Origin of the sequence: Psychromonas hadalis ATCC BAA-638, from assembly GCF_000420245.1 — a bacterium.
GTDB lineage: Bacteria > Pseudomonadota > Gammaproteobacteria > Enterobacterales > Psychromonadaceae > Psychromonas > Psychromonas hadalis.
This window is the reverse complement of sequence record NZ_ATUO01000057.1, coordinates 1-22,554: the sequence shown is the minus strand read 5'-3', so window position 1 is coordinate 22,554 and position 22,554 is coordinate 1. Positions and strand designations below refer to the sequence as shown.

Genomic DNA, 22,554 nt, shown 5'->3' with positions numbered 1-22,554 from the left:
ATAGCTTAAATCAATTTAAAAAATTCCAGCGTTATCTCGAAGATGGCAGGTTAAGCATTGATAATAATCGAGCAGAGCGTGCAGTGAAGCCCTTTGTGATAGGTCGTAAGGCTTGGCTATTCTCGTACACCAATACAGGTGCGAACGCGAGTGCAATTTTATATAGTTTGGTTGAAACAGCAAAAGCGAATGATCTTATTGTTCATGATTATATCGCAACCTGCTTGCAGCAGATTGCTGAAAACCCGAATGATATTGATGCGTTGCTACCATGGAATATTAAGCGTAGCTAGGTGCCATTACCCAGACGCTTACGAAGCATTAGTTGAAGGATATTTTGAAGTTGAAAAGTTTTCTGCCGTCCTAAAAAAGAAAATAAACCAATATAAAACATTAATTCAAAATGATGAACTTGATAGAGAAAAACGCAAAGAATTGAAGATGCTTAAAAAAGAGTTACAGTCAGTTCCCACATACAAAAATGCCGCCATTGAACGTGAACTAAAATCATTGGATTTAAAATAAGGGACTAGCTAAGTGATACATTTTTCAAAAGCTAGTAATCAAAATGTAGAAGATGAACTAGCACATCAAAAAACGCTTTCTAGCGGCACTTATAATTTAGATTCTGTAATTGGTCAGTTAGATTTAGACTTTCGTAGAAAATGCTATATATGTGAAGATAAAGTTAAATCAATAAGAATTGAACATTTTCGTCCACAGTGTTTAGGAATTAATGAAAAGTTCGATTGGTTTAATATTTTTAATGCTTGTGAACATTGTAATGCGATCAAGTCTGATGATTTTAAGCAGTTAATGGATTGTACAAAGGATTTCCCTGAGCAACATATCAGCTATGAAATAGAGCCACTAAACCCCTTGGGAAAGCAAATTATATTAACTCAGCTTGAAGGTAGTAATCTTCACGTAGACACGATCAATTTACTTAATTCTGTTTATAAAGGAACAAATAAACGCAAGAAAATACAGGCAGAGGTTATAGTCGAAGATATATTAAATGAACTTAACTATTTTGAAGATTTAGTAAAAGATTATTTACTAGAGCCTGATGCAGATGATCTTGACGATATTAAGTACGAAGTGAACAACGCTAGCAAATTTACTGCATTTAAACGGTGGTTAATAAAAAACAACACCGAATATTCTGGTGTTATAACTCCTTTATTTATAAATTGATTTGAATCCGTAGAAACATCAATGGGGCCGCATATGGGATACCATAGATTTAAATTATTAATTCAATGGTATTTAAAAAAACAAGAAGTTTCACTGTTCGGGGCTTTATTTGGGGCATTAGATCATACTGATTCCTACTTTAATTCTAATGCTTTGGCTAAACTATTGCGAGCACGACGATAGGTATTTACTGAATGTTGACAGCTAAAAACTGACAGCTCCCTTTCGCCTTATTGCTTGTTTACCCGCGCTTCACACAGCGCAACATATAATTCACATCCACATTTTTAGTGATATTAAAACCACCCGTAAACGGGCTAAACTCAACGCCACACAAGTCTTCACATTTGAGCGATGTTTTATCAATATCTGCCAGTAATAATGAAGGACGGATAAATTTTTCATATTCATGTGTGCCTTTAGGGATCCATTTTAATAAATGCTCTGCGCCTAAAATCATCATCAGGTACGCTTTAAAGGTTTTATTAATAGTTGAAAAATAGACCGTGCCACCGGGTTTTAGCATCTCGCAACAGGCTTTAATAATAGAGGCGGGGTTGGGTACATGCTCTAACATCTCCATGCAGGTGACAACATCAAACTGCTGTGGATGTAGGCTTGCAAACTCTTCAGCGGTTATTTTTTGGTAATCAAGCTTAGTTTGGGTCTCTAAGGCATGTAAACGGGCGATTTGCAGTGAAGGGTGCGCCATATCAATCCCTATTACACTTGCGCCCTGTTTTGCCATGCTCTCCGATAAAATACCGCCACCACAGCCAACATCAACAATAGTTTTACCAAATAACCCTTCAACACCTTGTTCGATATATTCGAGGCGTGTTGGGTTTAGCATGTGTAAAGGTTTGAAGTCTCCCTCTAAATCCCACCACTGCGCTGCCATCGCAGAAAATTTTTCAATCTCTTGTGGATCAACATTATCTGTAAAAGAGCTGTTTTCAATTAAGGTTGTGTTTGCAGACATAAATTTAGTTACCAAGAAAAAGTAGTAAACAGAGTATAACGATAAGCAAAAACTTTATAAATTGATTTATTAGCCCTTTTAAGGTGTTTTGCTGTTTTTTGTGGTGGTTGAAAAGTGAGCGCTAAAGCGTTAATCCCCCTTATTTGCCCCATAAAACGATGCTAAGGCTCTTTTGTATTAAAAAGAGGCGGTAACTGAATGTTTTTATGATAAACTACGTCACCCTAAAAATTTGAGGATTTCTCCCTTTATGAGCGAATATGCATCTGACGTTTCTCCAATTAACATTGAAGACGAATTAAAAAACTCTTATCTCGAATATGCAATGAGCGTAATTGTCGGGCGTGCTTTGCCCGATGTGCGTGATGGTTTAAAACCTGTGCATCGCCGTGTGTTATTTGCCATGAATGTGCTGCGTAATGACTGGAACAAACCTTACAAAAAATCAGCACGTGTTGTTGGTGATGTAATCGGTAAATACCATCCACATGGTGATACTGCGGTTTACGATACCATTGTTCGTATGGCACAAGACTTCTCACTGCGTTATATGCTCATTGATGGTCAAGGTAACTTCGGCTCTGTCGATGGTGATAGTGCTGCTGCGATGCGTTACACAGAAATCCGTATGGATAAAATCGCTCATGAATTACTGGCGGATCTTGATAAAGAGACCGTTGATTTTGTACCTAACTACGATGGTACAGAGATGATCCCTGAGGTGATGCCAGCTAAAATTCCTAACCTATTAATTAATGGTTCATCAGGTATTGCGGTGGGCATGGCAACTAACATTCCACCGCATAACTTAGGTGAAGTGATTGATGGTTGTATGGCGTTGATTGAAAATGCCGATATCACGGTTGAAGAGTTAATGGAGTTTATTCCAGGTCCCGATTTCCCAACTTACGGCATCATTAATGGTCGTCAAGGCATTATTGATGCTTATAAAACCGGCCGTGGTAAACTGAAAATCCGTGCTAAAGCAGACATCGAAGTCAATGAAAAAACCGGTCGTGAAACAATTGTGGTGCATGAACTACCATACCAAGTTAATAAAGCGCGTCTGATTGAAAAGATTGCGGAACTGGTCAAAGATAAAAAAATTGAAGGCATCAGTGCCCTACGTGACGAGTCTGATAAAGACGGCATGCGTATGGTGGTTGAAGTGAAACGTGGTGAAGTGGGTGAGGTGGTCTTAAACAATCTTTACGCACAAACACAGATGCAGGTTTCATTTGGTATTAATGCCGTGGCACTGGATCACGGTCAACCTAAACTGTTTAGTTTAAAAGAGATGTTGGAAGCGTTTGTTCGTCATCGCCGTGAAGTGGTGACTCGTCGTACGGTGTTTGAACTGCGTAAAGCACGCGATCGTGCGCATCTTCTTGAAGGTTTGGCTATCTCACTGGCAAATATCGAACCTATTATTGAATTGATTCGTAACTCGCCAACCCCCGCAGAAGCTAAAGTTGCACTGCAAACACAAGGTTGGGCACTGGGTAACGTGGCTGCTATGTTGGAAACGTCAGGTGTTGATGTCGCACGTCCTGATAACCTTGCCATTGAGTTTGGTATGCGTGACGATTTGTACTTCATGACTGAAATACAAGCACAAGCGATTCTTGATATGCGTCTGCATAAGTTGACGGGTCTTGAGCATGAAAAAATCTTAAATGAATATAAAGAACTGATCGATGTTATCACCGCGTTACTGTTTATTTTAGAAAACCCACATCGCTTAATGGAAGTAATTAAAGAAGAGTTACAAGAGGTTCGCGCTAACTTTGCGGATAAACGTCGCACTGAAATTACTGCCTCTGAAACCGATCTGTGTATAGAAGATTTGATCACCGAAGAAGATGTGGTTGTGACCCTGTCTCATGAAGGTTACGTTAAATATCAGCCTCTAACCGATTACGAAGCACAGCGTCGTGGTGGTAAAGGTAAATCTGCAACGAAAATGAAAGATGAAGATTTCATCGAGAAGTTACTTGTTGCAAGTACCCACGATACGATTTTATGTTTCTCAACACGTGGTCGTTTGTATTGGTTAAAAGTGTTCCAGTTGCCATTGGCTTCTCGTCAAGCACGTGGTCGTCCGATTGTTAATATTTTACCGCTTGAAGAGGGTGAACGTATTACCGCTATTCTGCCTGTTCGTGATTACGAAGATGACAAGTTTGTGTTTATGGCGACTGCAAATGGTACGGTTAAGAAAACCGCACTTAGTGCTTACAGCCGCCCACGTACAAGTGGCCTGATTGCGATTAACCTTAATGATGATAACGAGCTGATTGGCGCACAAATTACCAATGGTGAGAATGAGATCATGATCTTCTCTGATGCAGGTAAAGTGGTTCGCTTTAAAGAAGCGGAAGAAACCTTAGTGGTTGATGAAGATGGCAATCCTGTGCTTGATGAAAACGGTCAGCAAGAAGTTAAGTTTAAAGGTGTTCGTCCAATGGGACGTACTGCAACAGGTGTTCGTGGTATCAAACTTAAAGAGGGTGAGCGCGTTGTTTCGTTGATCATTCCAAATGCAACGGGGCACATTTTAACCGTTACTGAAAATGGTTACGGTAAACGTACACCGCTTGATGATTACTCATCGAAGAGTCGTGCAACCCAAGGTGTTATCTCTATCAAAGTGAGTGAGCGTAACGGTAAAGTGGTTGGCGCGGTACAAGTTGATGAAAAAGATGAGATCATGCTTATCTCCAACCGAGGTACCTTAGTACGTACGCCTGCAAGTGGCGTATCAGTTGTAGGGCGTAATACCCAAGGTGTTACGCTTATCAAAACACGTGACGATGAAAAAATTGTTGCGTTACAACGTATCGAAGAGGTAAAAGAGTTACCTGTTTACGAAGAGGAAGTTGAAATTGACTATACAAGTAAAAAAGTTGATTCAAACGAACCAGAAAACGTAGCGGAAGATGAGCAACAAAGCAGTGACGATTCTGCAGAATAATTAGCAAGTAAATAAAAATAAGCGACCTCGGTCGCTTATTTTGTTTACAGCGAATGAGAATAGAGATATGAGTAAAATATTTAATTTCTGTGCAGGCCCGGCAATGTTACCTAGCGCAGTAATGGAACAAGCACAAAAAGAGTTTTGTAACTGGCAAGGTTTAGGTGTGTCGGTGATGGAAGTGAGCCACCGTAGTCCTGAATATATAAAAATGGCTGCCACGGCGGAGCAGGATCTGCGTGATTTGATGGAAATTCCAGATAATTACAAAGTGTTATTTTGTCATGGTGGCGGTCGCGGTCAGTTTGCCGCTGTGCCGCTTAACCTATTAGGCGATAAATTAGAGGCTGATTACCTGTTAACAGGGCAGTGGTCTAAATTAGCAGTCGTTGAAGCTAAAAAACACGCCCGTATTAGTGAAACAGATATCATGACTAAAACGGATTCTGGAAAGTTGACGGTGAAGCCGTGTAGTGAATGGCCAATTAATGCGGGTGCTGCTTATCTCCATTATTGTCCCAATGAGACCATTGAAGGCATTGAAATTTTTGACATTCCTGAAACAGGTGTGGTGCCACTGGTTGCCGATATGAGTTCAATGATTTTATCGCGCCCGATTGATGTCTCTAAATTTGGCATTATCTACGCGGGTGCGCAGAAAAATATTGGTCCTTCAGGTTTGGCTATTGTGATTGTACGTGATGACTTGATAGGTTATGCCCGTAAAGCGATCCCCTCTATTTTTGATTATGAAGTACAAGCAAAAACAAATTCATTGTATAACACCCCTGCCACGTATACTTGGTATTTGGCTGGGCTGGTTTTTAAGTGGCTTAAAGAGCAGGGTGGCTTAGTTGAAGTTGAGAAGAAAAATATCGCTAAAGCAGAGTTGCTTTACAATTTTATTGATGACTCAGACTTTTATACAAATAATGTTGATAAAAGCGTACGTAGTCGCATGAACATTCCTTTCACACTGGTCGATGATAGCTTAAATGAGGCCTTTCTAGCGCAAGCAAAAGACGCGGGTTTATTAACATTAAAAGGTCATAAACTGGTCGGGGGTATGCGCGCAAGTATCTACAACGCAATGCCAATAGAGGGCGTGCAAGCCTTGGTTGATTTTATGAAAGCCTTTGAGGAGCAACAATGAGCACAGATTTCTTAAAACTTGCGAATATAGGCGTGCAAAAATTGCATCCTTACCAAGCGGGTAAACCAACCGATGAGTTAGAGCGTGAGCTGGGTATTACAAATATTGTAAAATTGGCCTCTAATGAAAATCCATTAGGGTTAGCGCAATCTGTTAAAGATGCTTTGCAAAACGAATTAGCGGGATTAACCCGCTACCCTGATGCAAATGGTTATTATCTGAAAAAAGCATTGGCTGATAAATACAGTGTGAATATTGATCAAATTACCTTAGGCAACGGCTCAAACGATCTACTTGAATTGATTGCGCGCGCGTTTGTATCAAGCTGCCATGAAGTGATGTTTGCACAACATGCGTTTGTGGTTTATCCGATTGTCACTCAAGCGATTGGCGCAACAGCGGTTGCTGTACCTGCGAAAGATTACGGGCATGATTTAGAGGCGATGGCGGAGGCTATCACGGCTAACACTAAATTGATTTTTATTGCTAACCCTAACAACCCAACGGGTACATTTTTAGAGCAAGATGCGTTAAAAGCATTCCTGAAAAAAGTGCCAAGCAATGTGCTGGTGGTATTGGATGAAGCTTATTTTGAGTACGCAGAGCCAGCGCGTCGCGGTAATGCGATTGCATGGATAGCTGAATTTCCAAATTTGATTATTTCACGTACATTTTCAAAAGCTTATGGACTTGCAGGATTGCGTGTTGGTTATACTATTTCACACCCAGAAATTGCTGATATTTTAAATCGTGTACGTCAACCCTTTAACTGTAATGCATTGGCATTAAAAGCAGCCGTAACGGTATTAAATGATGAAGATTATCTGCTACAAAGTGTTGCTTTAAACAATGAAGGCATGGAAGATTTAAGTGCTTTCTTTACCGATAATAACCTTGAATATATCGCATCTATGGGTAACTTTATTACTGTTAATGTCGGTAACTCTTGTGATAAGAGAACAGGGGACAGCGTTTATCAGGCATTATTGCAAGAGGGCGTGATTGTACGTCCGATCACTGGATATGGTTTACCTAACCACCTGCGTATTAGTATTGGCACACACAGTGAAAATCAACGCTTCAAAGAAGCGTTAACCAAAGTATTAAACTTAGAGAGTTAAGAAAATGGAACAACTTTTATTAAATCCAATCAAGAAAGTTGATGGTGAAATCAATCTGCCGGGTTCAAAAAGCTTGTCTAATCGTGCGCTATTATTAGCGGCGCTTGCAAAGGGTACAACGACCTTAACCAATCTATTAGACAGTGATGATATTCGTCATATGTTAAATGCCCTTAAAAAATTAGGTGTGAGTTACCAGTTATCTGATGATAAAACGCAGTGTGTTGTTGAAGGGTTAGGGCGTGCATTTAATACCACTGAATTAGGCTCCCTAGAGCTGTTTTTAGGTAATGCCGGCACCGCAATGCGTCCACTGTGTGCAGCGCTTTGTTTAGGCCAAGGTGAGTACGTGTTAACGGGCGAGCCACGCATGTTTGAACGTCCTATTGGCTCATTAGTCGATGCACTGCAACAAGCGGGGGCACAGGTTACTTATCTTAAAAATGAAAACTATCCGCCACTTAAAATCAAAGGCACTGGCCTTAAAGGCGGTCATATTAAAATTGATGGCTCTGTTTCTAGTCAATTTTTAACCGCTTTTTTAATGTCTGCGCCGATGGCAACTGAAGATACAACGATTGAGATTGTGGGTGAGCTCGTTTCAAAACCCTATATCAAAATCACCCTACAAATCATGTCTGATTTTGGTGTTGAAGTTGATAATGAAAAAGGTGAATATCAAAAATTCACCATCAAAGGGGGTCAAACTTACACCGCTGCAGGTAACTACTTAGTGGAAGGGGACGCTTCATCGGCTTCTTACTTTTTAGCTGCTGCTGCTATTGCTGGTGGCACGATTAAAGTCACCGGTATTGGGCGAAATTCAGTGCAAGGTGATATTCAATTTGCTGATGCATTAGAGGCGATGGGTGCAAATATCGAATGGGGTGACGATTATATTATTGCCCGCAAAGGCACGTTAAAAGCGGTTGATATGGATTTTAACCATATTCCAGATGCGGCCATGACCATTGCAGTGGTTGCGCTGTTTGCAACGGGCACCACTAAAATTAAGAATGTGCACAATTGGCGTGTGAAAGAGACAGATCGACTGTTTGCGATGGCAACGGAGCTTCGTAAAGTGGGCGCAACGGTCGTTGAAGGGGATGATTTTATTGAAATTACAGCCCCAAAGCAGATACAACACGCGATAATCGATACCTACGATGACCATCGTATTGCCATGTGTTTTTCGCTGGTGGCGCTCAGTGGCACGGCGGTAACGATTAACGATCCTAAATGTACCTCTAAAACATTCCCTGATTACTTTGAAAAGCTGGCATCTGTTAGCCAATAACGTCATTCAGCAGTAGTGTGAAATAGAGCCTTGCAATTGCAGGGCTTTTTATTGTCTAATGCTTTTGTGAATTTAATCTAAAGGTTAGGGTGATGAAGCTTAATAATAAACAGTTTGCTGTGATCGGTTTAGGGCGTTTTGGTATGGCATTGTGTCAGGAACTTTCCTCACAAGGCGCGCAAGTATTAGCGGTTGATGTGGTTGAAAATCATGTCAAAAGAGCGGCTGAGTTTGTTAGTCATGCCGTTGTTGCTGATTGTAGCAATGAAGAGACGGTGCTAGAGCTTAAACTTGATGATTATGATGTGGTGATGGTGGCGATTGGTGATGATGTTAATACCAGTATTTTTACCACCTTAGTATTAAAAGAGTCGGGTGTGAAAGCCGTTTGGGTTAAAGCCAAAGATAAATACCACGCAAAAATTCTCAAGAAAATCGGCGCCGATAAAATTATCAGCCCTGAGCGTGACATGGGTATCCGCATTGCACGTAATATGCTTGATCAACGTATTTTTGATTATTTATCATTGGGCAGTGGATTAGCGATTGCAGAAGTCGTGGTGGGTGGGAAACACTTTGGTGAAATGATTAATCAACACCCGTGTTGCCAGAGTGAAGAGACCAGTATTTTAGCGTATAAACGTGGGCCTACATTACATAATCACCCTGAGCTAACCACTAAGCTTGAGATTGGTGATATTTTAATTGTTGCAGGCCAAGAAAAAAATATTATTGAACAATTAAGAAACCTATGAGTTCATTTTATAAAAAAAGTGCCGTATTTTACCTCAAAGGGGAGCGGGGTAAAAAGCGTTGGTCAGAGCCTCGCGTCATTTTATTTAGCTTTCTAGCCATTTTGTTCCCGGCTGCCCTACTACTGACACTGCCTATTTTCTCTGTTTCTGGGCTGAGTTTTATTGATGCGCTATTTACTGCAACTTCTGCTATTAGCGTGACAGGTTTTGGTATTGTTGATACGGGTGAGCATTTTACCTTTACGGGAAAGTTGCTGTTAATGCTGTTGATGCAAATTGGTGGTTTAGGGCAGATGACACTCTCCGCTATTTTATTGTACATGTTTGGTTTACGCCTTAGTTTACGTCAACAATCAATCACCAAAGAGGAGTTAGGGCAGGGTAACTCGGTTAATCTCAGACGTTTAGTGAAACATATCGTCGTATTTTCTTGTGTCGCAGAGCTGTTTGGCGCACTGTTATTAGCGTTTCGATTTGTCCCGGAAATGGGCTGGTCTGAAGGACTATTTAGTGCGTTATTTCATGCGGTTTCTGCGTTTAATAATGCCGGGTTTTCGCTTTTTTCTAATAGTATGGAGGGTTATCTTGGCGACCCCCTGATTATTTTTACCATGGCAGGTTTGTTTGTTTTTGGTGGATTAGGTTTTACGGTTGTATCCGATCTGCATGGTAATCTATTTCGTGGTTTTAACCATTTGCAACTACACAGCAAAATAATGTTGATCGCCACTCCAATTTTACTGCTTGTTGGCACATTACTATTTTGGTTATTAGAGTCGAATAATCCTAATACATTAGCGCCACTAAGTAGTTCTGAGCAGTGGTTAGTTGCCTTTTTTCAATCAGCCAGCGCTCGAACTGCGGGTTTTAACAGTATCGATATTGGTCAGTTTACGCATCCCGCACTGTTAGTGATGATGGTATTGATGCTGATCGGTGCGGGTTCAACGTCAACGGGGGGAGGCATTAAAGTCTCTACTTTTGTGGTTGCAATGGTGGCCACATGGTCTTTTTTAAGACAGCATAATAAAGTGGTTATTTTAAAACGATCTGTGCCTTGGAATACCGTGACTAAATGTTTAGCCATTATAGTGGTCAGTTTTTTAGTATTGATTAATGCCATGTTTTTATTGATGATCACAGAAGAAGCCTCTTTTGATTTGGTGATGTTCGAGACTATTTCTGCTTTTGCAACCGTGGGTTTAACCGCTGGATTAACGGCGAACTTATCGGACACCGGTAAACTGATTATGGTGGTGGTGATGATTATTGGTCGTATTGGGCCATTAACATTGGCGTACATGTTAGCGCACCCTAAACCTACATTATTGAAATACCCCGAGGGGCATGTTTTTACAGGATAAAAAATGAAAATCGTTATGAAGATTTGTTTTTGGCTGGGGCTGCTATTGGTCATCTTAGGGGGAGGGTTAGCCACTTTTACTGATTTAACGGTTTCAATGGGGGTGCAGGGCATTGTGATGGTCAGTCTTATTATTGGCATTGGGTTATTACTGGTGATCCCAAGTAAAATATATTTACTGATCCTTTTTTTACAGGAAAAAGAGTCACAATCGAGTGATTCCGATAGCCAGTAAAAATGATTGTCTGTTTTGTGAACAGATATGTGTAAAGTTATCAAGAAAAACACTGATAACTGACGCTATTCACTTTCTTTCCTTGATGAAATATAAGAGGGTTGCTAAAGTGCATGCTTATATTATTTATTATTCTTTAGCCCTGTTGGATAAAATTCATGTTTAAAATGTTTCGAGGAATGTTTTCTAACGATCTGTCGATCGATTTAGGAACCGCAAACACACTTATTTATGTCAAAGATCAAGGTATCGTACTAGATGAGCCTTCTGTTGTTGCTATTCGTTTAGACAAAAATGGCGCAGGCAAAAGTGTTGCTGCTGTTGGTCATGCGGCTAAACAAATGTTAGGTAAAACACCGGGTAATATTCAAGCTATTCGTCCCATGAAAGATGGTGTGATTGCCGATTTTTATATCACAGAAAAAATGTTGCAGCACTTTATTAAACAGGTACATAACAACAGTTTTTTACGTCCAAGCCCACGCGTTCTGGTGTGTGTTCCTTGTGGCTCTACACAAGTTGAACGACGTGCTATTCGTGAATCAGCACAAGGTGCAGGCGCACGTGAAGTATTTTTAATTGATGAACCAATGGCGGCTGCAATTGGTGCGGGCATGCCCGTTTCTGAAGCGAAAGGTTCAATGGTTGTTGATATAGGTGGTGGTACCACTGAAGTTGCGGTTATCTCACTCAATGGTGTGGTTTATTCTGCCTCTGTACGCATTGGTGGTGATAAATTTGATGAAGCGATCATTAACTATGTACGTCGTAATTATGGCTGTACGATTGGTGAAATGACCGCTGAGCGTATTAAAAAGAGTATTGCTATTGCGTATCCCATCAATGAAGTTAAAGAGATTGAGGTACGTGGCGTAAATGTTGCGGAGGGTGTTCCCCGTAGCTTTACCCTTAATAGCAATGAAATTTTAGAGGCACTACAAGAGCCATTAAGCGGTATTGTGGCAGCGGTAATGTTAGCACTTGAAAAAACGCCACCGGAACTTGCAGCTGACATTGCTGAGCAAGGCATGGTCTTAACAGGTGGCGGCGCATTGCTCTGTGAAATTGACAGACTACTTTCTGAGGAGTCAGGTATTCCAGTTATTATTGCTGACGACCCATTGACCTGTGTTGCACGTGGGGGCGGTATGGCATTAGAGATGATTGATACACATGGCGGTGAGCTTTTTAGCACCGACTAATTCTCTTCTATTGTAAAGATTTATAATGAAACCTATTTTCCTGAGCGGTCCCTCATTTTTATTAAGGCTATCCATTGTGATAGCCTTTTCGGTTGTTTTGTTTTTAGCAGATAGCCAGTTTAATCTGTTTGCCTCATCACGGATCTACCTCAACTCGTTAGTCAGCCCGATTCAATATGTGGCAGACGCGCCACAAAAGTTCTTTCGTACAATCTCTGAAAACTTATTAACACGCCAAGCATTAAAAGATCGTAATATGCAACTAGAAAAAGATAACCTCTTTCTAAAAGCAGATCGCCTTTTATTAACACAGTTGCAAAATGAAAATAAGCAACTGCGTGAACTGCTTCATTCGCAACGTAACTTTAGTGCTAAACGTATGATCACCGAGGTGATGAGTTTACGCTCTGATCCCTTTACTCATCAACTGCTTATCGACAAAGGTGCAGTTGATGGTGTTTACCTTGGACAACCTGTTATTAATGAACAAGGGGTCGTTGGTCAGGTTTCACAAGTGGGCAGTACCACCAGTCGTGTGCTCCTGATTGTCGATGCAAGTCATGGTATTCCGGTGCGAGTACAGCGTAATGATATTGTTGCTATTGTGCATGGCAGTGGTGCATGGAATAAACTTAATCTGCCTTTTGTGCAGAGTAATGCTGATCTTAAAGAGGGAGACTTACTCGTAACCTCTGGTTTAGGCGGACGTTTCCCAGCAGGTTACCCTGTTGCAAAAATAAGTCGTTTTGACTATCAAGAGGGGGCTTTATACGCAGAGGTAACAGCAACACCTGTGGCGTTATTAGACCGAAGTCGTTATTTGCTATTATTATGGAATGATCATCAATATACAGAATCTGAGTCTGCGCTAGATCTGGAGAGCGAAGATGCCTCTGCTGAATAGTTATCGTGTTATTTATAGCAGTTTTTTTATCGCACTAATTGGTGCAATCTATCCTCTGCCACTCTTTTTAAATGCCTTTAGACCTGATTGGATAGTACTGGTTATCTTCTACTGGGTGTTAGCGTTACCGCACCGCGTTAGTATTACTCATGCTTTTGTACTCGGGCTCTTATTAGATCTATTATTAGGCTCAACACTGGGTACACATGCATTAATTTTTTCGTTACTGGCCTATTTTGTCAGTATCGGCTATCAGCGCATTCGTTACTTTACTATGGTACAAACAACACTGTTAGTGGGTTTATTTATTTTATTTACTAAGTTTGCTCTGTACTGGTTAGCGTCTAGTTTGCAGGATATCGTATTACATAAACACTATTTTTGGTCGATATTTACCTCGATGTTAGTCTGGCCATGGTTCTTCTTTTTTATGCGCTATATTCGCCAGCGTTTTAAGGTTTCATAGTATGAATAACAACAATAATAGACTGAGTGAGACCATGATCTACCTTGCTTCAAATTCCCCCCGCCGAGCGGAACTTTTAACCCAAATAGGCGTCTCCTTTACACGCGTAAAAGCAGATATAAAAGAGCAAAGAGATGTTGCTGAGTCGCCAGTGCAATATGTGGCACGCTTAGCGTTGCAAAAAGCACAAGCAGGTTTTATAAATAGTCAAAAAGATAGACCGGTATTAGGTGCTGACACGATTGTGGTGGTTGCGGAGACTGTTTTAGAGAAGCCTCGTGATAAAACCCATGCGCGTGAAATGATGTTAATCATGTCAGGCGCAACACAGCAGGTGTTCACGGCCATTGCCGTAGTTAACGACCAACACACAAAACAGATTTTAGTAAAAACAGCGGTCAGTTTTAAGCAACTCACTGAACAAGAAATAAGTGATTATTGGCATACTGGTGAGCCTCTTGATAAAGCAGGCGGTTATGGTATTCAAGGCATTGGAGGGAAATTTGTTACTAATATTAACGGCAGTTACAGTGCAGTCGTTGGTTTACCTCTCTATGAAACAGATCAGTTAATTAAAGAATTTATAAAGGAATCGTCTTATGTCGGTTGAGTTATTAATGAATATCACCCCAACAGAATCGCGTGTGGCGTTGATTGAGGGTGGCATTTTACAAGAGTTACATATTGAGCGTTTAGCGACCAAAGGGATTGTTGGTAATGTTTATAAAGGCAAAGTGTGTCGTGTCTTACCGGGTATGCAAGCGGCTTTTGTTGATATTGGTTTAGATAAAGCCGCTTTTTTACATGCCTCGGACATTGTGCCTCATACTGAGTGTGTTGCACAGACAGAGAAAGCACAGTTTAAGGTGGCTGATATCTCTGAATTAGTGCGTCAAGGACAAGATATCATGGTGCAGGTGGTGAAAGATCCACTGGGCACAAAAGGTGCCCGTTTAACCACTGATATTACTGTGCCTTCACGTTATCTGGTGTTTATGCCGGGCAGTGCGCATGTCGGGGTTTCACAACGTATTGAGAGTGAAAAAGAGCGTAACCGTTTAAAGAAAATCACCCAAACCTGCATTAATGAATTGGGCGGTTTTATTATTCGCACGGCTGCCGAAGGCGCGCCAGAAGCAGAGTTGCAACATGATGCGGCTTTCTTACAACGTGTTTGGGCAAAAGTATTAAAACGCAAAGCGCGCCATAAATCTAAAAATAAACTGCTATATCAAGACTTAGTGTTGCCATATCGTATTTTACGTGATTTTGTTGGCACAAAAATCGATCGAGTCCGTGTAGATTCAAAAATTACTTTTACAGGTCTCAAAGAGTTTACTAGCGAGTTCGTGCCTGAGCTGACAGATAAAATTGAGTATTACGAAGGTGAAAGTCCTATTTTTGATCTGTTTGATGTTGAAAATGAGGTGCAACGTGCGCTGGAACGAAAAGTTGAACTTAAATCAGGTGGTTATCTGATTATTGATCAAACTGAAGCGATGACCACCGTGGATATTAATACCGGTGCATTTGTGGGTCATCGCAATTTAGAAGAAACCATTTTTAATACTAATATTGAAGCGACACAAGCGATTGCACGTCAACTACGTTTACGTAATCTGGGTGGTATTATCATTCTTGATTTTATTGATATGCGTTCAAATGAACACAAGCGCCGTGTATTTACTAGCCTTGAGCAAGCCCTTGCTAAAGATCGCGTGAAAACCCATATTAATGATTTTTCACCACTTGGTCTTATCGAGATGACGCGTAAACGCACACAGGAGAGCCTTGAACATATTTTTTGTGGGGAATGTTCGCAGTGTAATGGCCGTGGTTATGTTAAAACCGTTGAAACGGTTTGTTATGAAGTTTTGCGTGAAGTATTACGTGTTAATCGTGCTTATGAAGCGGATTATTTTGTCGTTTACACCTCACCAGCTGTTGCAGAAGCACTGCAGGGCGATGAATCACATAGCTTAGGGGAGCTGATCTTGTTTATGGAAAAACAGGTGAAAATTAATGCTGAACCGATGTATGGCCCTGAGCAGTTTGATGTTGTAATGATGTGAGTTATAGCGTGAATAAAAGTCATAAAAAATGGAACGATAATTGAAACATTTTACCGTTCGCTGGTTAAAGCGTTTTTATATTTTAATCGCCGTAAAGCTAGTTTTATTAGCGGTGTTACTGAGCACCGCGCGCATTTTATTTATTAGTGTTGAAGACTATAAAGAGCAAGCCATTGAGTGGTTAACCTCCGAATATCAAGTAAATATTTCTGTTGATGACCTTTCGGCGGGTATTGACTTTTCGGGCATGGTACTCACATTAAATAACGTGCAGTTACTTGATTCAGAAGATCTGCCTTTTGTATTAACACTTGATTATGTTTTTTTACATCTGAATTTTTGGGATTCAGTGACCGAACAGCAGTTAAATTTTAATCGTATCTCTTTACAAGGTGCCGAACTCACTATAAAAACAACATCATCAGGCCGTGACCCATCAGGAAAATCTCAGCTCACCATTGAAACACTAAAAAATATTTTTTTAACGCAATTCAAAAAGTTTTCAATTAAAAATAGCACGGTTAACTTCACCGATCAGCTAGGGAAACCCAAAACTATTATTATAGAACAGTTACGTTGGTTAAACGAAGGGGATGAGCATCAAGGTATTGGTAAAGCAAGTTTCCCTGATACATTTGGGAAAAATAGCTTAAAATTTGTCGTGGATCTTTTTCCTGAAAATGATTCAGGTAATCTATATCTACAAGCAGATAACCTCAATATCACCGATTACTTGATTGAACAGACTCATAAAGATGCTGAGATCATTGAAGCTGTCATTGGATTTGATGCATGGGTTACGTTTTCAATTAATAAGATAAATACGATTCAACTGCAATTAAAAGAAAGTAAATTCTCTTGGTCACAGCTCAATAGAACCCATAGTTGGGGGCTTAATCGTGGTTTATTACAGCTAACAAACAGTGATAATGGCTGGTTGTTAGACAGCTATGATCTTGATATTAGTCGCAATCAAAGGCAGCAGACGCAATTTCAGGTTAGTGGTAAAGGAGATAAAAGCACCATGCGCTTAGACCTCAATGGTTTAGCTGTTAAAGATGTGATCCCTTTTTATCTTTTATATTCAGATCTTAGCGCAGAGCAGATAACCTCATTGAGGGCATTTGATATTGATGCCGATATTAAACAGATTGGTCTTTCTAAAAACAGCTTGGATGAACTTCAATTTAGCGTGAAGCTAAATGCATTCAAAAACCGCCCAGTTGGTGTTATTCCCGGCTTAAGTAATGCCAATATCGAACTTTCTGGTTCACTAAAAAACGGCTATTTACATATTAGACTGCCTAAACAGAAGATCTATTTTGATGGTCAATTTAGCCGTAGTATGCCTGTTAAGTCAGGTGATATTGCCATGCAGTGGTTACAAACAGAAACGGGATTAAAGCTGTTTAGTGAGCAGACACTACTAACCACTAATGAGCTTGATACAATCACTGAATTTTCTGTTTTTCTGCCCAATGAAAAAGCAAAAAATCAAAGCCCTTTTTTAAGTTTATACAGTTATGCCTCACTTAATGATGCCAGTAAAGTGCAATATTATCTTCCGAAAAAAGCACTGGGTAAGAGTGTCTTTGAATATCTGGAACCGACGCTTAAGAAGGGGCATGTAAAGGGCGCGAAAATTCTCTGGTATGGGGCATTTAACCATTATCCTTACTTACAAAATAACGGTATTTTCCAAGCATGGATACCACTGCGTGATGCACAATATGATTTTTATGGTAAGTGGCAAGGGTTAACAAATTTAGATTTAGATCTGTTTTTTGAAAATGATTACCTATTAATGGATTCAAAAAGTGCTTCTTTAGGTGATGTTAAGGTCGCTAAATTAACTGCTAAAGTGGATCACCTACATCCTGATGGTATGTTAATTATTAAAGCAAAAATCAGTGAAGATGCACAAAAAATCAGTGATTACCTCAAAGCCTCACCGCTTAAAAATAGTGTGGGTAAAGCGCTTTCTATTATTGATATTCATGGCAACCTTACGGGCGATCTCACCATCAGTGTGCCATTTAATCGTGAGCAAGTGCAAACTAAAATTACGGGGGAGATATTACTAAAAAACAATGAGTTGAACGTTGAACTTGCTGATGGTTTAGTGATGCCACTAAACGCGGTTAATGGTCGTTTTACTTTTGTTGATGGTAATTTAAACGCTAAAAATATCAGCGCATCACTGTTTGAACAGCCCTTGCAGCTCTCTTTTAATACACTTGAAAATAAAAATAATTATCAAATTGATGCGGATGTCAGTGGTATTTGGGAGCTGACAGCATTAAGTCGTTATCATAAGCAACTTGAACCTCTAAAGTTATCGGGCCATTTAGATTGGCTTGGAAAAGTAACGTTTAAGCATCAATATTCAGGAGGTTACCAGTTTGATGTGACCTTAAATTCTGCCACGCAAGGGGTTAAAGGTAAACTGCCTGCACCATTTTATAAGAACCCACTGCATGCCTGGCCAACTGAAATTAGTGTCTCAGGCAGTGATAATAGCACCCACGTAAAAATCGCAATTGAAGATAAACTTGGCTTTGATGGCCGGCTTGATTACCAATCGGGCAAGCAATTCATTTCCTACTTTAACCTTACTATTGGTCAATCAGAAATAAATGTTCTTGATAACAATAAACAAATTATTAATGTTAATTTAGAGGCGTTAAATGTCAGTGATTGGTATAACTATTGGTTAGCTGAAAAAGACAATTTTGTCCCAGAAGCGGTTAATGAATTAGAAGAGGAGCGTGTAGCACTTGTTGCGTTGGATGAGATCAATGTAAACATTAAGCATCTTAACCTCTTTAATCAGCCTCTTACTATTTTCAGCGCAAACGCAACGACCCATGATGGTCGTTGGCAAACAAAAATTGCCTCTGATAAATTGCAAACCTTTATTGAGTATCGTCCTGGCATTCCCGTGCGCTTTGATGTAGATATCAAGAAAATTAACTTTCAAGAGTTTGATACAACACTGTTTCAAGGGGCGCAACAGGCAATGAAACCTCAGAGTGAAAATTTACGTGCAGATTATCCTGAGCTATTTATTGCGTGTGAAAGCTGTATTTATAAAGAGATCGATTTATCTCCCGTTAGTTTGCATATTTACCCCACCAAGAAACGCCTTAATATTGATTATTTAAAGATTGGAGGGGGCAATGAGTTTACCAATATCTCAGGATTTTGGGATCAGCGTCGTACCAATGTTATTGTTGACAGTGAAGGTGATAAAAACAATAGTATTATAAAACGTTTTGGTTTTTCTAGCCCTGTTTACCATCAAAAAGCACAGCTTACAGGTGCATTTAATTGGATTGGCGCGCCGTGGCAGGCAAATGTTGAATCATTAAATGGGGCATTTTCAGGGCGGCTAACCGATGGTGCAATTACCGAGGTAAGTGATAAAGGCGCACGTTTATTAAGTGTTTTTAGTCTTGATGGTATTCGTCGTTCGTTAAATTTAGAATTTGATAATGTGTTTGCCAAAGGATTCAATTTTGATGAGTTAACATTTTCAGGTAATATTAAAAATGGTGTGATCAGTAACGATGACTTTTATTTAGATGGCTCGGCAGGGAAAATAACCGGCAATGGTTTAATTGACTTGCCTAACCAAGATACCAATTATAAATTTAGTTACAGCCCCGCTGTGACCTCTAGCTTGCCGGTATTGGCCGCCTTTGCCATTAATCCCTTAACAGGTGCTGCTGTGTTGATGCTGACCAAAATATTAGAGCCTGTGGTCGATACTATTATCCGCGTCGATTTCAGTGTAAAAGGGGATTTAAGTAATCCTACGATCAAATTGGTGACCCGTCAGCGTGGTAAAATAAAGTTGGAGAATAGTGAGGTTTTACAAAAGATGAGTGAGCAACAAGGTGAACGAAAACATGGATTCTAGCCTTGGTGCCTTGCAACTGGTTAGTACAGCCTCGCCAGAAGAGAACTTAAATCGCATTAAACAATTATTAACTGCTTTAGCACCTGTAAAAAATCAACTGATTTTACTGCCTGAAAACGTATTAAGTTTTGCAATGCGAGAGGATTATTTAGTCTTAGCAGAGCCTCTGGATGATGGCTTTTGGCAAACGCAACTTAGCCATTTAGCCAAGCAATATAGCATTTATTTGGTCTGTGGTAGCTTCCCGATTAAAAGTGCTGTTAAGGCCAAGATATATACTTCAAGTTTGGTTTTTTCACCCACTGGCAAGTTGATCTGTCATTATCATAAAATTCACCTGTTTGACGCGCTTGTGGCAGATCAGCAAGCCGTTTATAAAGAGTCTGATACTTTTATTGCGGGTAAATCGTTACAGCTTTTTAATTGGCAAACTGCACAAGGTAGCTACAAAGTAGGATTAGCTATCTGTTACGATCTGCGTTTTCCTGCACTTTTTCAGGCTTTGCGTCGCCAAGGTGCAGATATTTTGCTGTTACCCGCCGCTTTTACACAGGTAACAGGAAAGGCGCACTGGTTGCCGTTATTACAAGCCCGTGCGATAGAAAATCAATGTTATATCGTGGCTGCCAATCAAGGTGGAAAACATCTTTGCTCCCGAGAAACCTATGGTCACTCGATGATAATCTCTCCGTGGGGAGAAGTATTAGACCAACTTGAGATGGGTGAAGGTTGTGTGACTGCCCCATTTAATAAAATAAAATTAGATGAATTACGCACGAGTATGCCAATAACAACACATAACCAATTTATTAGCGTTTTAAAATAAGGAAAGAAGTATGTCTTTTGAACAAGTTTGTGAGCGCTTTTTAGCCCCTGCACAGTTATCCATTGCCGATTTAGAGTTACAACTAGGCCGACTCTGCACGCCACAAATAGATTATGCAGATCTTTATTTTCAATCGAGTCGTCATGAATCTTGGATGCTTGAAGATGGCATCGTAAAAGATGGCAGTTACAATATCGATAGAGGCGTGGGAATACGAGCTGTCTCTGGTGAAAAAACAGGTTTTGCTTATGCAGATCAAATATCAGCGAAAGCGCTTACTGACGCGTCAACCGCTGCGCGAAGTATCGTTCAAAGTGGTCAAGAGCGACAGGTAAAGCTGATTTTACCCACACAACAGAAACTTATCTATGGTGAATCTGATCCACTTAAGAGTCTGCCACAAGAGAAAAAAATAGCATTATTAAAAGAGGTGGATATTTTTACCCGCGCATTAGATTCTGCTGTTTGTGAAGTGACTGTTTCATTAAATGCGGTTTATGAAGAGATTTTAATCGCCGCCAGTGATGGCACATTGGCCACTGACATTCGTCCTTTAGTACGTTTTAGTGTGTCAGTATTAATTGAAAAAAAGGGTAAACGTGAGCATGGTAGTGCGGGTGGAGGAGGTCGTTTTGATCTTGATTATTTCACCGATACAGTTGAAGGAGAAACGCAAGCCTTTTCCTATGCGCGCGCTGCTGTGCGCCAAGCATTAATCAATATTGATGCCATTGATGCGCCCGCTGGATCGATGCCGGTTATTATTGGCGCAGGGTGGCCGGGTGTTTTATTACATGAAGCGGTCGGTCATGGTTTAGAAGGGGACTTTAACCGTAAAGGAACCTCCACTTACAGTGGAAAAATAGGCGAGCAGGTTGCCTCTAAACATTGCACTATTGTTGATGATGGCACTCTTAAAGATCGTCGTGGTTCAATTAATATAGATGATGAAGGTACTGCTGGACAACGTAATGTATTAATTGAAAAAGGAATATTAAAAGGTTACATGCAAGACAAACTCAATGCGCGCTTAATGGGCGTTGCGCCAACAGGTAATGGTCGCCGTGAGTCCTATGCACATCTACCGCTACCACGCATGACCAATACTTTTATGCTTAATGGTGAATATGAGCATGAGGAACTGATTAGCAGTGTTAAAAAAGGGATTTATGCACCTAACTTTGGTGGCGGTCAGGTAGATATTACCTCAGGGAAGTTTGTGTTTTCCGCATCTGAAGCGTACCTGATTGAAGATGGTAAAGTCACCGCGCCCATTAAAGGCGCGACGTTAATTGGTAATGGTTTTGATGCAATGAAACATCTCTCGATGGTCGCCAATAATATGGAGCTAGATACGGGTGTCGGTGTTTGTGGTAAAGAAGGGCAGAGTATTCCCGTTGGTGTTGGTCAACCTTCTGTTAAAATTGATCAATTGACTGTTGGTGGTACAAACTAATAACATTTTTTAGACTATGCTTACTCTACTGTGATCAGTTTAATGGATTGAATAGGAGTAATAAATGTCAGATAAATGGAAGGTCTATACCGATTCAAGAAATAAATGGTGTTGGTATAAAACCGCTAAAAATGGACAGATGTTAGGTGCTTCGAGCAAAAATTTTGAGACTGAAGCTGAGTGTATTAAAGATGCACAAGATAATGGCATGAAAGAGGATTCTCCACGCTTTTAAGTTTATATAAAACATCATCTAATACCATTCCGCTTAATATAATGATCAGGTTTTACGCAGGATAAATGACTAAGATTAAGGCGCATGATTGAGTAATAGCCGGCTATTGCGATTGAATGCAACACAGATATTAGTCATTTAAACCAGTAAAAACGATCAGTTACTTAGGCGGATTGGTATAATGGACGCTAAACGTCCCTTTTTCTATTTTAGCGTGGAGATAAAAGAGATTAAAAAAGCTCTACATCATCACTTTCTTCAATATTAGCAATATTACGTTGTTCGGTACGAATATTGGTACTCCAGCTCGCATTGCCAAATGAGAATTTATCTAACTTATCTTTTAATGTTTCTGCTAATTTTGTCATATCTTCAGAGCTAACAGATTGTATTT

Annotated in this window: 20 protein-coding genes; 19 read left to right on the top strand and 1 reads right to left on the bottom strand. The window is 40.2% G+C overall.

From position 1 onward, the window contains the following. The 3 genes from G322_RS0108875 to G322_RS22225 form a co-directional block, all read left to right on the top strand. Positions 1-293, top strand: a 293-nt coding sequence (locus G322_RS0108875; protein ID WP_022941444.1) for an IS66 family transposase, incomplete at its 5' end; no start/stop codon positions are given. Then, positions 259-525 (top strand): hypothetical protein, encoded by a 267-nt coding sequence (locus tag G322_RS0108870; RefSeq protein WP_028866529.1) that lies wholly within the window; start codon positions 259-261, stop codon positions 523-525. The genes G322_RS0108875 and G322_RS0108870, both read left to right, overlap by 35 nt. A gap of 12 nt (positions 526-537) precedes the next feature. Continuing rightward, positions 538-1,197, top strand: coding sequence for an HNH endonuclease family protein (locus G322_RS22225; protein WP_022941443.1), 660 nt, complete (start codon positions 538-540; stop codon positions 1,195-1,197). 241 nt (positions 1,198-1,438) lie between these two features. On the opposite strand, the gene ubiG is transcribed toward G322_RS22225, so the two are convergent. Further along, positions 1,439-2,179 carry a bifunctional 2-polyprenyl-6-hydroxyphenol methylase/3-demethylubiquinol 3-O-methyltransferase UbiG gene (gene ubiG / locus G322_RS0108855; protein WP_022941441.1) on the bottom strand — a complete coding sequence of 247 codons (741 nt, stop codon included), beginning with the start codon at positions 2,177-2,179 and terminating at the stop codon, positions 1,439-1,441. Positions 2,180-2,429: 250 nt separating this feature from the next. Between ubiG and gyrA the strand changes: the two genes are divergently transcribed. The 16 genes from gyrA to G322_RS23330 all read left to right on the top strand — a co-directional run bounded on the left by gyrA (position 2,430) and on the right by G322_RS23330 (position 22,160). Beyond that, positions 2,430-5,153, top strand: coding sequence for a DNA topoisomerase (ATP-hydrolyzing) subunit A (gene gyrA, locus G322_RS0108850; protein WP_022941440.1), 2,724 nt, complete (start codon positions 2,430-2,432; stop codon positions 5,151-5,153). A gap of 67 nt (positions 5,154-5,220) precedes the next feature. Next, a complete protein-coding gene (gene serC, locus G322_RS0108845; RefSeq protein WP_022941439.1) occupies positions 5,221-6,306 on the top strand; it encodes a 3-phosphoserine/phosphohydroxythreonine transaminase in 1,086 nt (361 codons plus the stop codon). Beyond that, complete coding sequence (gene hisC, locus G322_RS0108840) at positions 6,303-7,427, top strand: histidinol-phosphate transaminase (RefSeq protein ID WP_022941438.1); 1,125 nt, start codon at positions 6,303-6,305, stop codon at positions 7,425-7,427. Before serC ends, hisC begins: the two co-directional genes overlap by 4 nt. Positions 7,428-7,431: 4 nt before the next feature. Then, positions 7,432-8,724 (top strand): 3-phosphoshikimate 1-carboxyvinyltransferase, encoded by a 1,293-nt coding sequence (aroA, locus tag G322_RS0108835; protein WP_022941437.1) that lies wholly within the window; start codon positions 7,432-7,434, stop codon positions 8,722-8,724. Between the two features lie 92 nt (positions 8,725-8,816). Next, positions 8,817-9,479 carry a potassium channel family protein gene (locus G322_RS0108830; RefSeq protein WP_022941436.1) on the top strand — a complete coding sequence of 221 codons (663 nt, stop codon included), beginning with the start codon at positions 8,817-8,819 and terminating at the stop codon, positions 9,477-9,479. Then, entirely contained in the window at positions 9,476-10,843 is a 1,368-nt protein-coding gene (locus G322_RS0108825) for a TrkH family potassium uptake protein (RefSeq protein ID WP_022941435.1), read from the top strand. Before G322_RS0108830 ends, G322_RS0108825 begins: the two co-directional genes overlap by 4 nt. A gap of 3 nt (positions 10,844-10,846) precedes the next feature. Continuing rightward, on the top strand, positions 10,847-11,077 hold the full coding sequence (locus tag G322_RS20290) for a hypothetical protein (protein ID WP_022941434.1): 231 nt from the start codon (positions 10,847-10,849) through the stop codon (positions 11,075-11,077). Positions 11,078-11,235: 158 nt separating this feature from the next. Then, on the top strand, positions 11,236-12,279 hold the full coding sequence (locus G322_RS0108815) for a rod shape-determining protein (protein ID WP_022941433.1): 1,044 nt from the start codon (positions 11,236-11,238) through the stop codon (positions 12,277-12,279). Between the two features lie 25 nt (positions 12,280-12,304). Next, on the top strand, positions 12,305-13,183 hold the full coding sequence (gene mreC / locus G322_RS0108810) for a rod shape-determining protein MreC (RefSeq protein ID WP_022941432.1): 879 nt from the start codon (positions 12,305-12,307) through the stop codon (positions 13,181-13,183). Further along, the gene (gene mreD, locus G322_RS0108805) at positions 13,167-13,649 is read left to right on the top strand and encodes a rod shape-determining protein MreD (protein ID WP_022941431.1); all 483 of its coding nucleotides are present in this window, start codon (positions 13,167-13,169) and stop codon (positions 13,647-13,649) included. The genes mreC and mreD overlap by 17 nt, the downstream gene beginning before the upstream one ends. A 34-nt stretch (positions 13,650-13,683) precedes the next feature. Continuing rightward, positions 13,684-14,259 (top strand): Maf family protein, encoded by a 576-nt coding sequence (locus tag G322_RS0108800; protein ID WP_028866526.1) that lies wholly within the window; start codon positions 13,684-13,686, stop codon positions 14,257-14,259. Next, positions 14,249-15,721 (top strand): ribonuclease G, encoded by a 1,473-nt coding sequence (rng, locus tag G322_RS0108795; protein ID WP_022941429.1) that lies wholly within the window; start codon positions 14,249-14,251, stop codon positions 15,719-15,721. Before G322_RS0108800 ends, rng begins: the two co-directional genes overlap by 11 nt. A gap of 40 nt (positions 15,722-15,761) precedes the next feature. Further along, a complete protein-coding gene (locus tag G322_RS0108790; protein WP_022941428.1) occupies positions 15,762-19,643 on the top strand; it encodes a YhdP family protein in 3,882 nt (1,293 codons plus the stop codon). Then, entirely contained in the window at positions 19,633-20,469 is an 837-nt protein-coding gene (locus G322_RS0108785) for a carbon-nitrogen hydrolase family protein (protein ID WP_022941427.1), read from the top strand. The genes G322_RS0108790 and G322_RS0108785 overlap by 11 nt, the downstream gene beginning before the upstream one ends. Before the next feature lie 10 nt (positions 20,470-20,479). Then, the gene (tldD, locus tag G322_RS0108780) at positions 20,480-21,925 is read left to right on the top strand and encodes a metalloprotease TldD (protein WP_022941426.1); all 1,446 of its coding nucleotides are present in this window, start codon (positions 20,480-20,482) and stop codon (positions 21,923-21,925) included. A gap of 64 nt (positions 21,926-21,989) precedes the next feature. Next, positions 21,990-22,160 carry a YegP family protein gene (locus G322_RS23330; protein ID WP_022941425.1) on the top strand — a complete coding sequence of 57 codons (171 nt, stop codon included), beginning with the start codon at positions 21,990-21,992 and terminating at the stop codon, positions 22,158-22,160. Positions 22,161-22,554 lie beyond the last annotated feature (394 nt).

Excerpts from the sequence above, each read along its gene's own strand:
- G322_RS0108800 (WP_028866526.1), top strand. The coding sequence starts at position 13,684 with ATGATCTACCTTGCTTCAAATTCCCCCCGCCGAGCGGAACTTTTAACC.
- mreD (WP_022941431.1), top strand. The coding sequence starts at position 13,167 with ATGCCTCTGCTGAATAGTTATCGTGTTATTTATAGCAGTTTTTTTATC.
- G322_RS0108870 (WP_028866529.1), top strand. The coding sequence starts at position 259 with ATGCGTTGCTACCATGGAATATTAAGCGTAGCTAGGTGCCATTACCCA.
- G322_RS0108785 (WP_022941427.1), top strand. The coding sequence starts at position 19,633 with ATGGATTCTAGCCTTGGTGCCTTGCAACTGGTTAGTACAGCCTCGCCA.
- serC (WP_022941439.1), top strand. The coding sequence starts at position 5,221 with ATGAGTAAAATATTTAATTTCTGTGCAGGCCCGGCAATGTTACCTAGC.
- G322_RS23330 (WP_022941425.1), top strand. The coding sequence starts at position 21,990 with ATGTCAGATAAATGGAAGGTCTATACCGATTCAAGAAATAAATGGTGT.
- rng (WP_022941429.1), top strand. The coding sequence starts at position 14,249 with ATGTCGGTTGAGTTATTAATGAATATCACCCCAACAGAATCGCGTGTG.
- gyrA (WP_022941440.1), top strand. The coding sequence starts at position 2,430 with ATGAGCGAATATGCATCTGACGTTTCTCCAATTAACATTGAAGACGAA.
- mreC (WP_022941432.1), top strand. The coding sequence starts at position 12,305 with ATGAAACCTATTTTCCTGAGCGGTCCCTCATTTTTATTAAGGCTATCC.
- ubiG (WP_022941441.1), bottom strand. The coding sequence starts at position 2,179 with ATGTCTGCAAACACAACCTTAATTGAAAACAGCTCTTTTACAGATAAT.
- tldD (WP_022941426.1), top strand. The coding sequence starts at position 20,480 with ATGTCTTTTGAACAAGTTTGTGAGCGCTTTTTAGCCCCTGCACAGTTA.
- aroA (WP_022941437.1), top strand. The coding sequence starts at position 7,432 with ATGGAACAACTTTTATTAAATCCAATCAAGAAAGTTGATGGTGAAATC.
- hisC (WP_022941438.1), top strand. The coding sequence starts at position 6,303 with ATGAGCACAGATTTCTTAAAACTTGCGAATATAGGCGTGCAAAAATTG.
- G322_RS0108815 (WP_022941433.1), top strand. The coding sequence starts at position 11,236 with ATGTTTAAAATGTTTCGAGGAATGTTTTCTAACGATCTGTCGATCGAT.
- G322_RS0108830 (WP_022941436.1), top strand. The coding sequence starts at position 8,817 with ATGAAGCTTAATAATAAACAGTTTGCTGTGATCGGTTTAGGGCGTTTT.
- G322_RS0108825 (WP_022941435.1), top strand. The coding sequence starts at position 9,476 with ATGAGTTCATTTTATAAAAAAAGTGCCGTATTTTACCTCAAAGGGGAG.
- G322_RS20290 (WP_022941434.1), top strand. The coding sequence starts at position 10,847 with ATGAAAATCGTTATGAAGATTTGTTTTTGGCTGGGGCTGCTATTGGTC.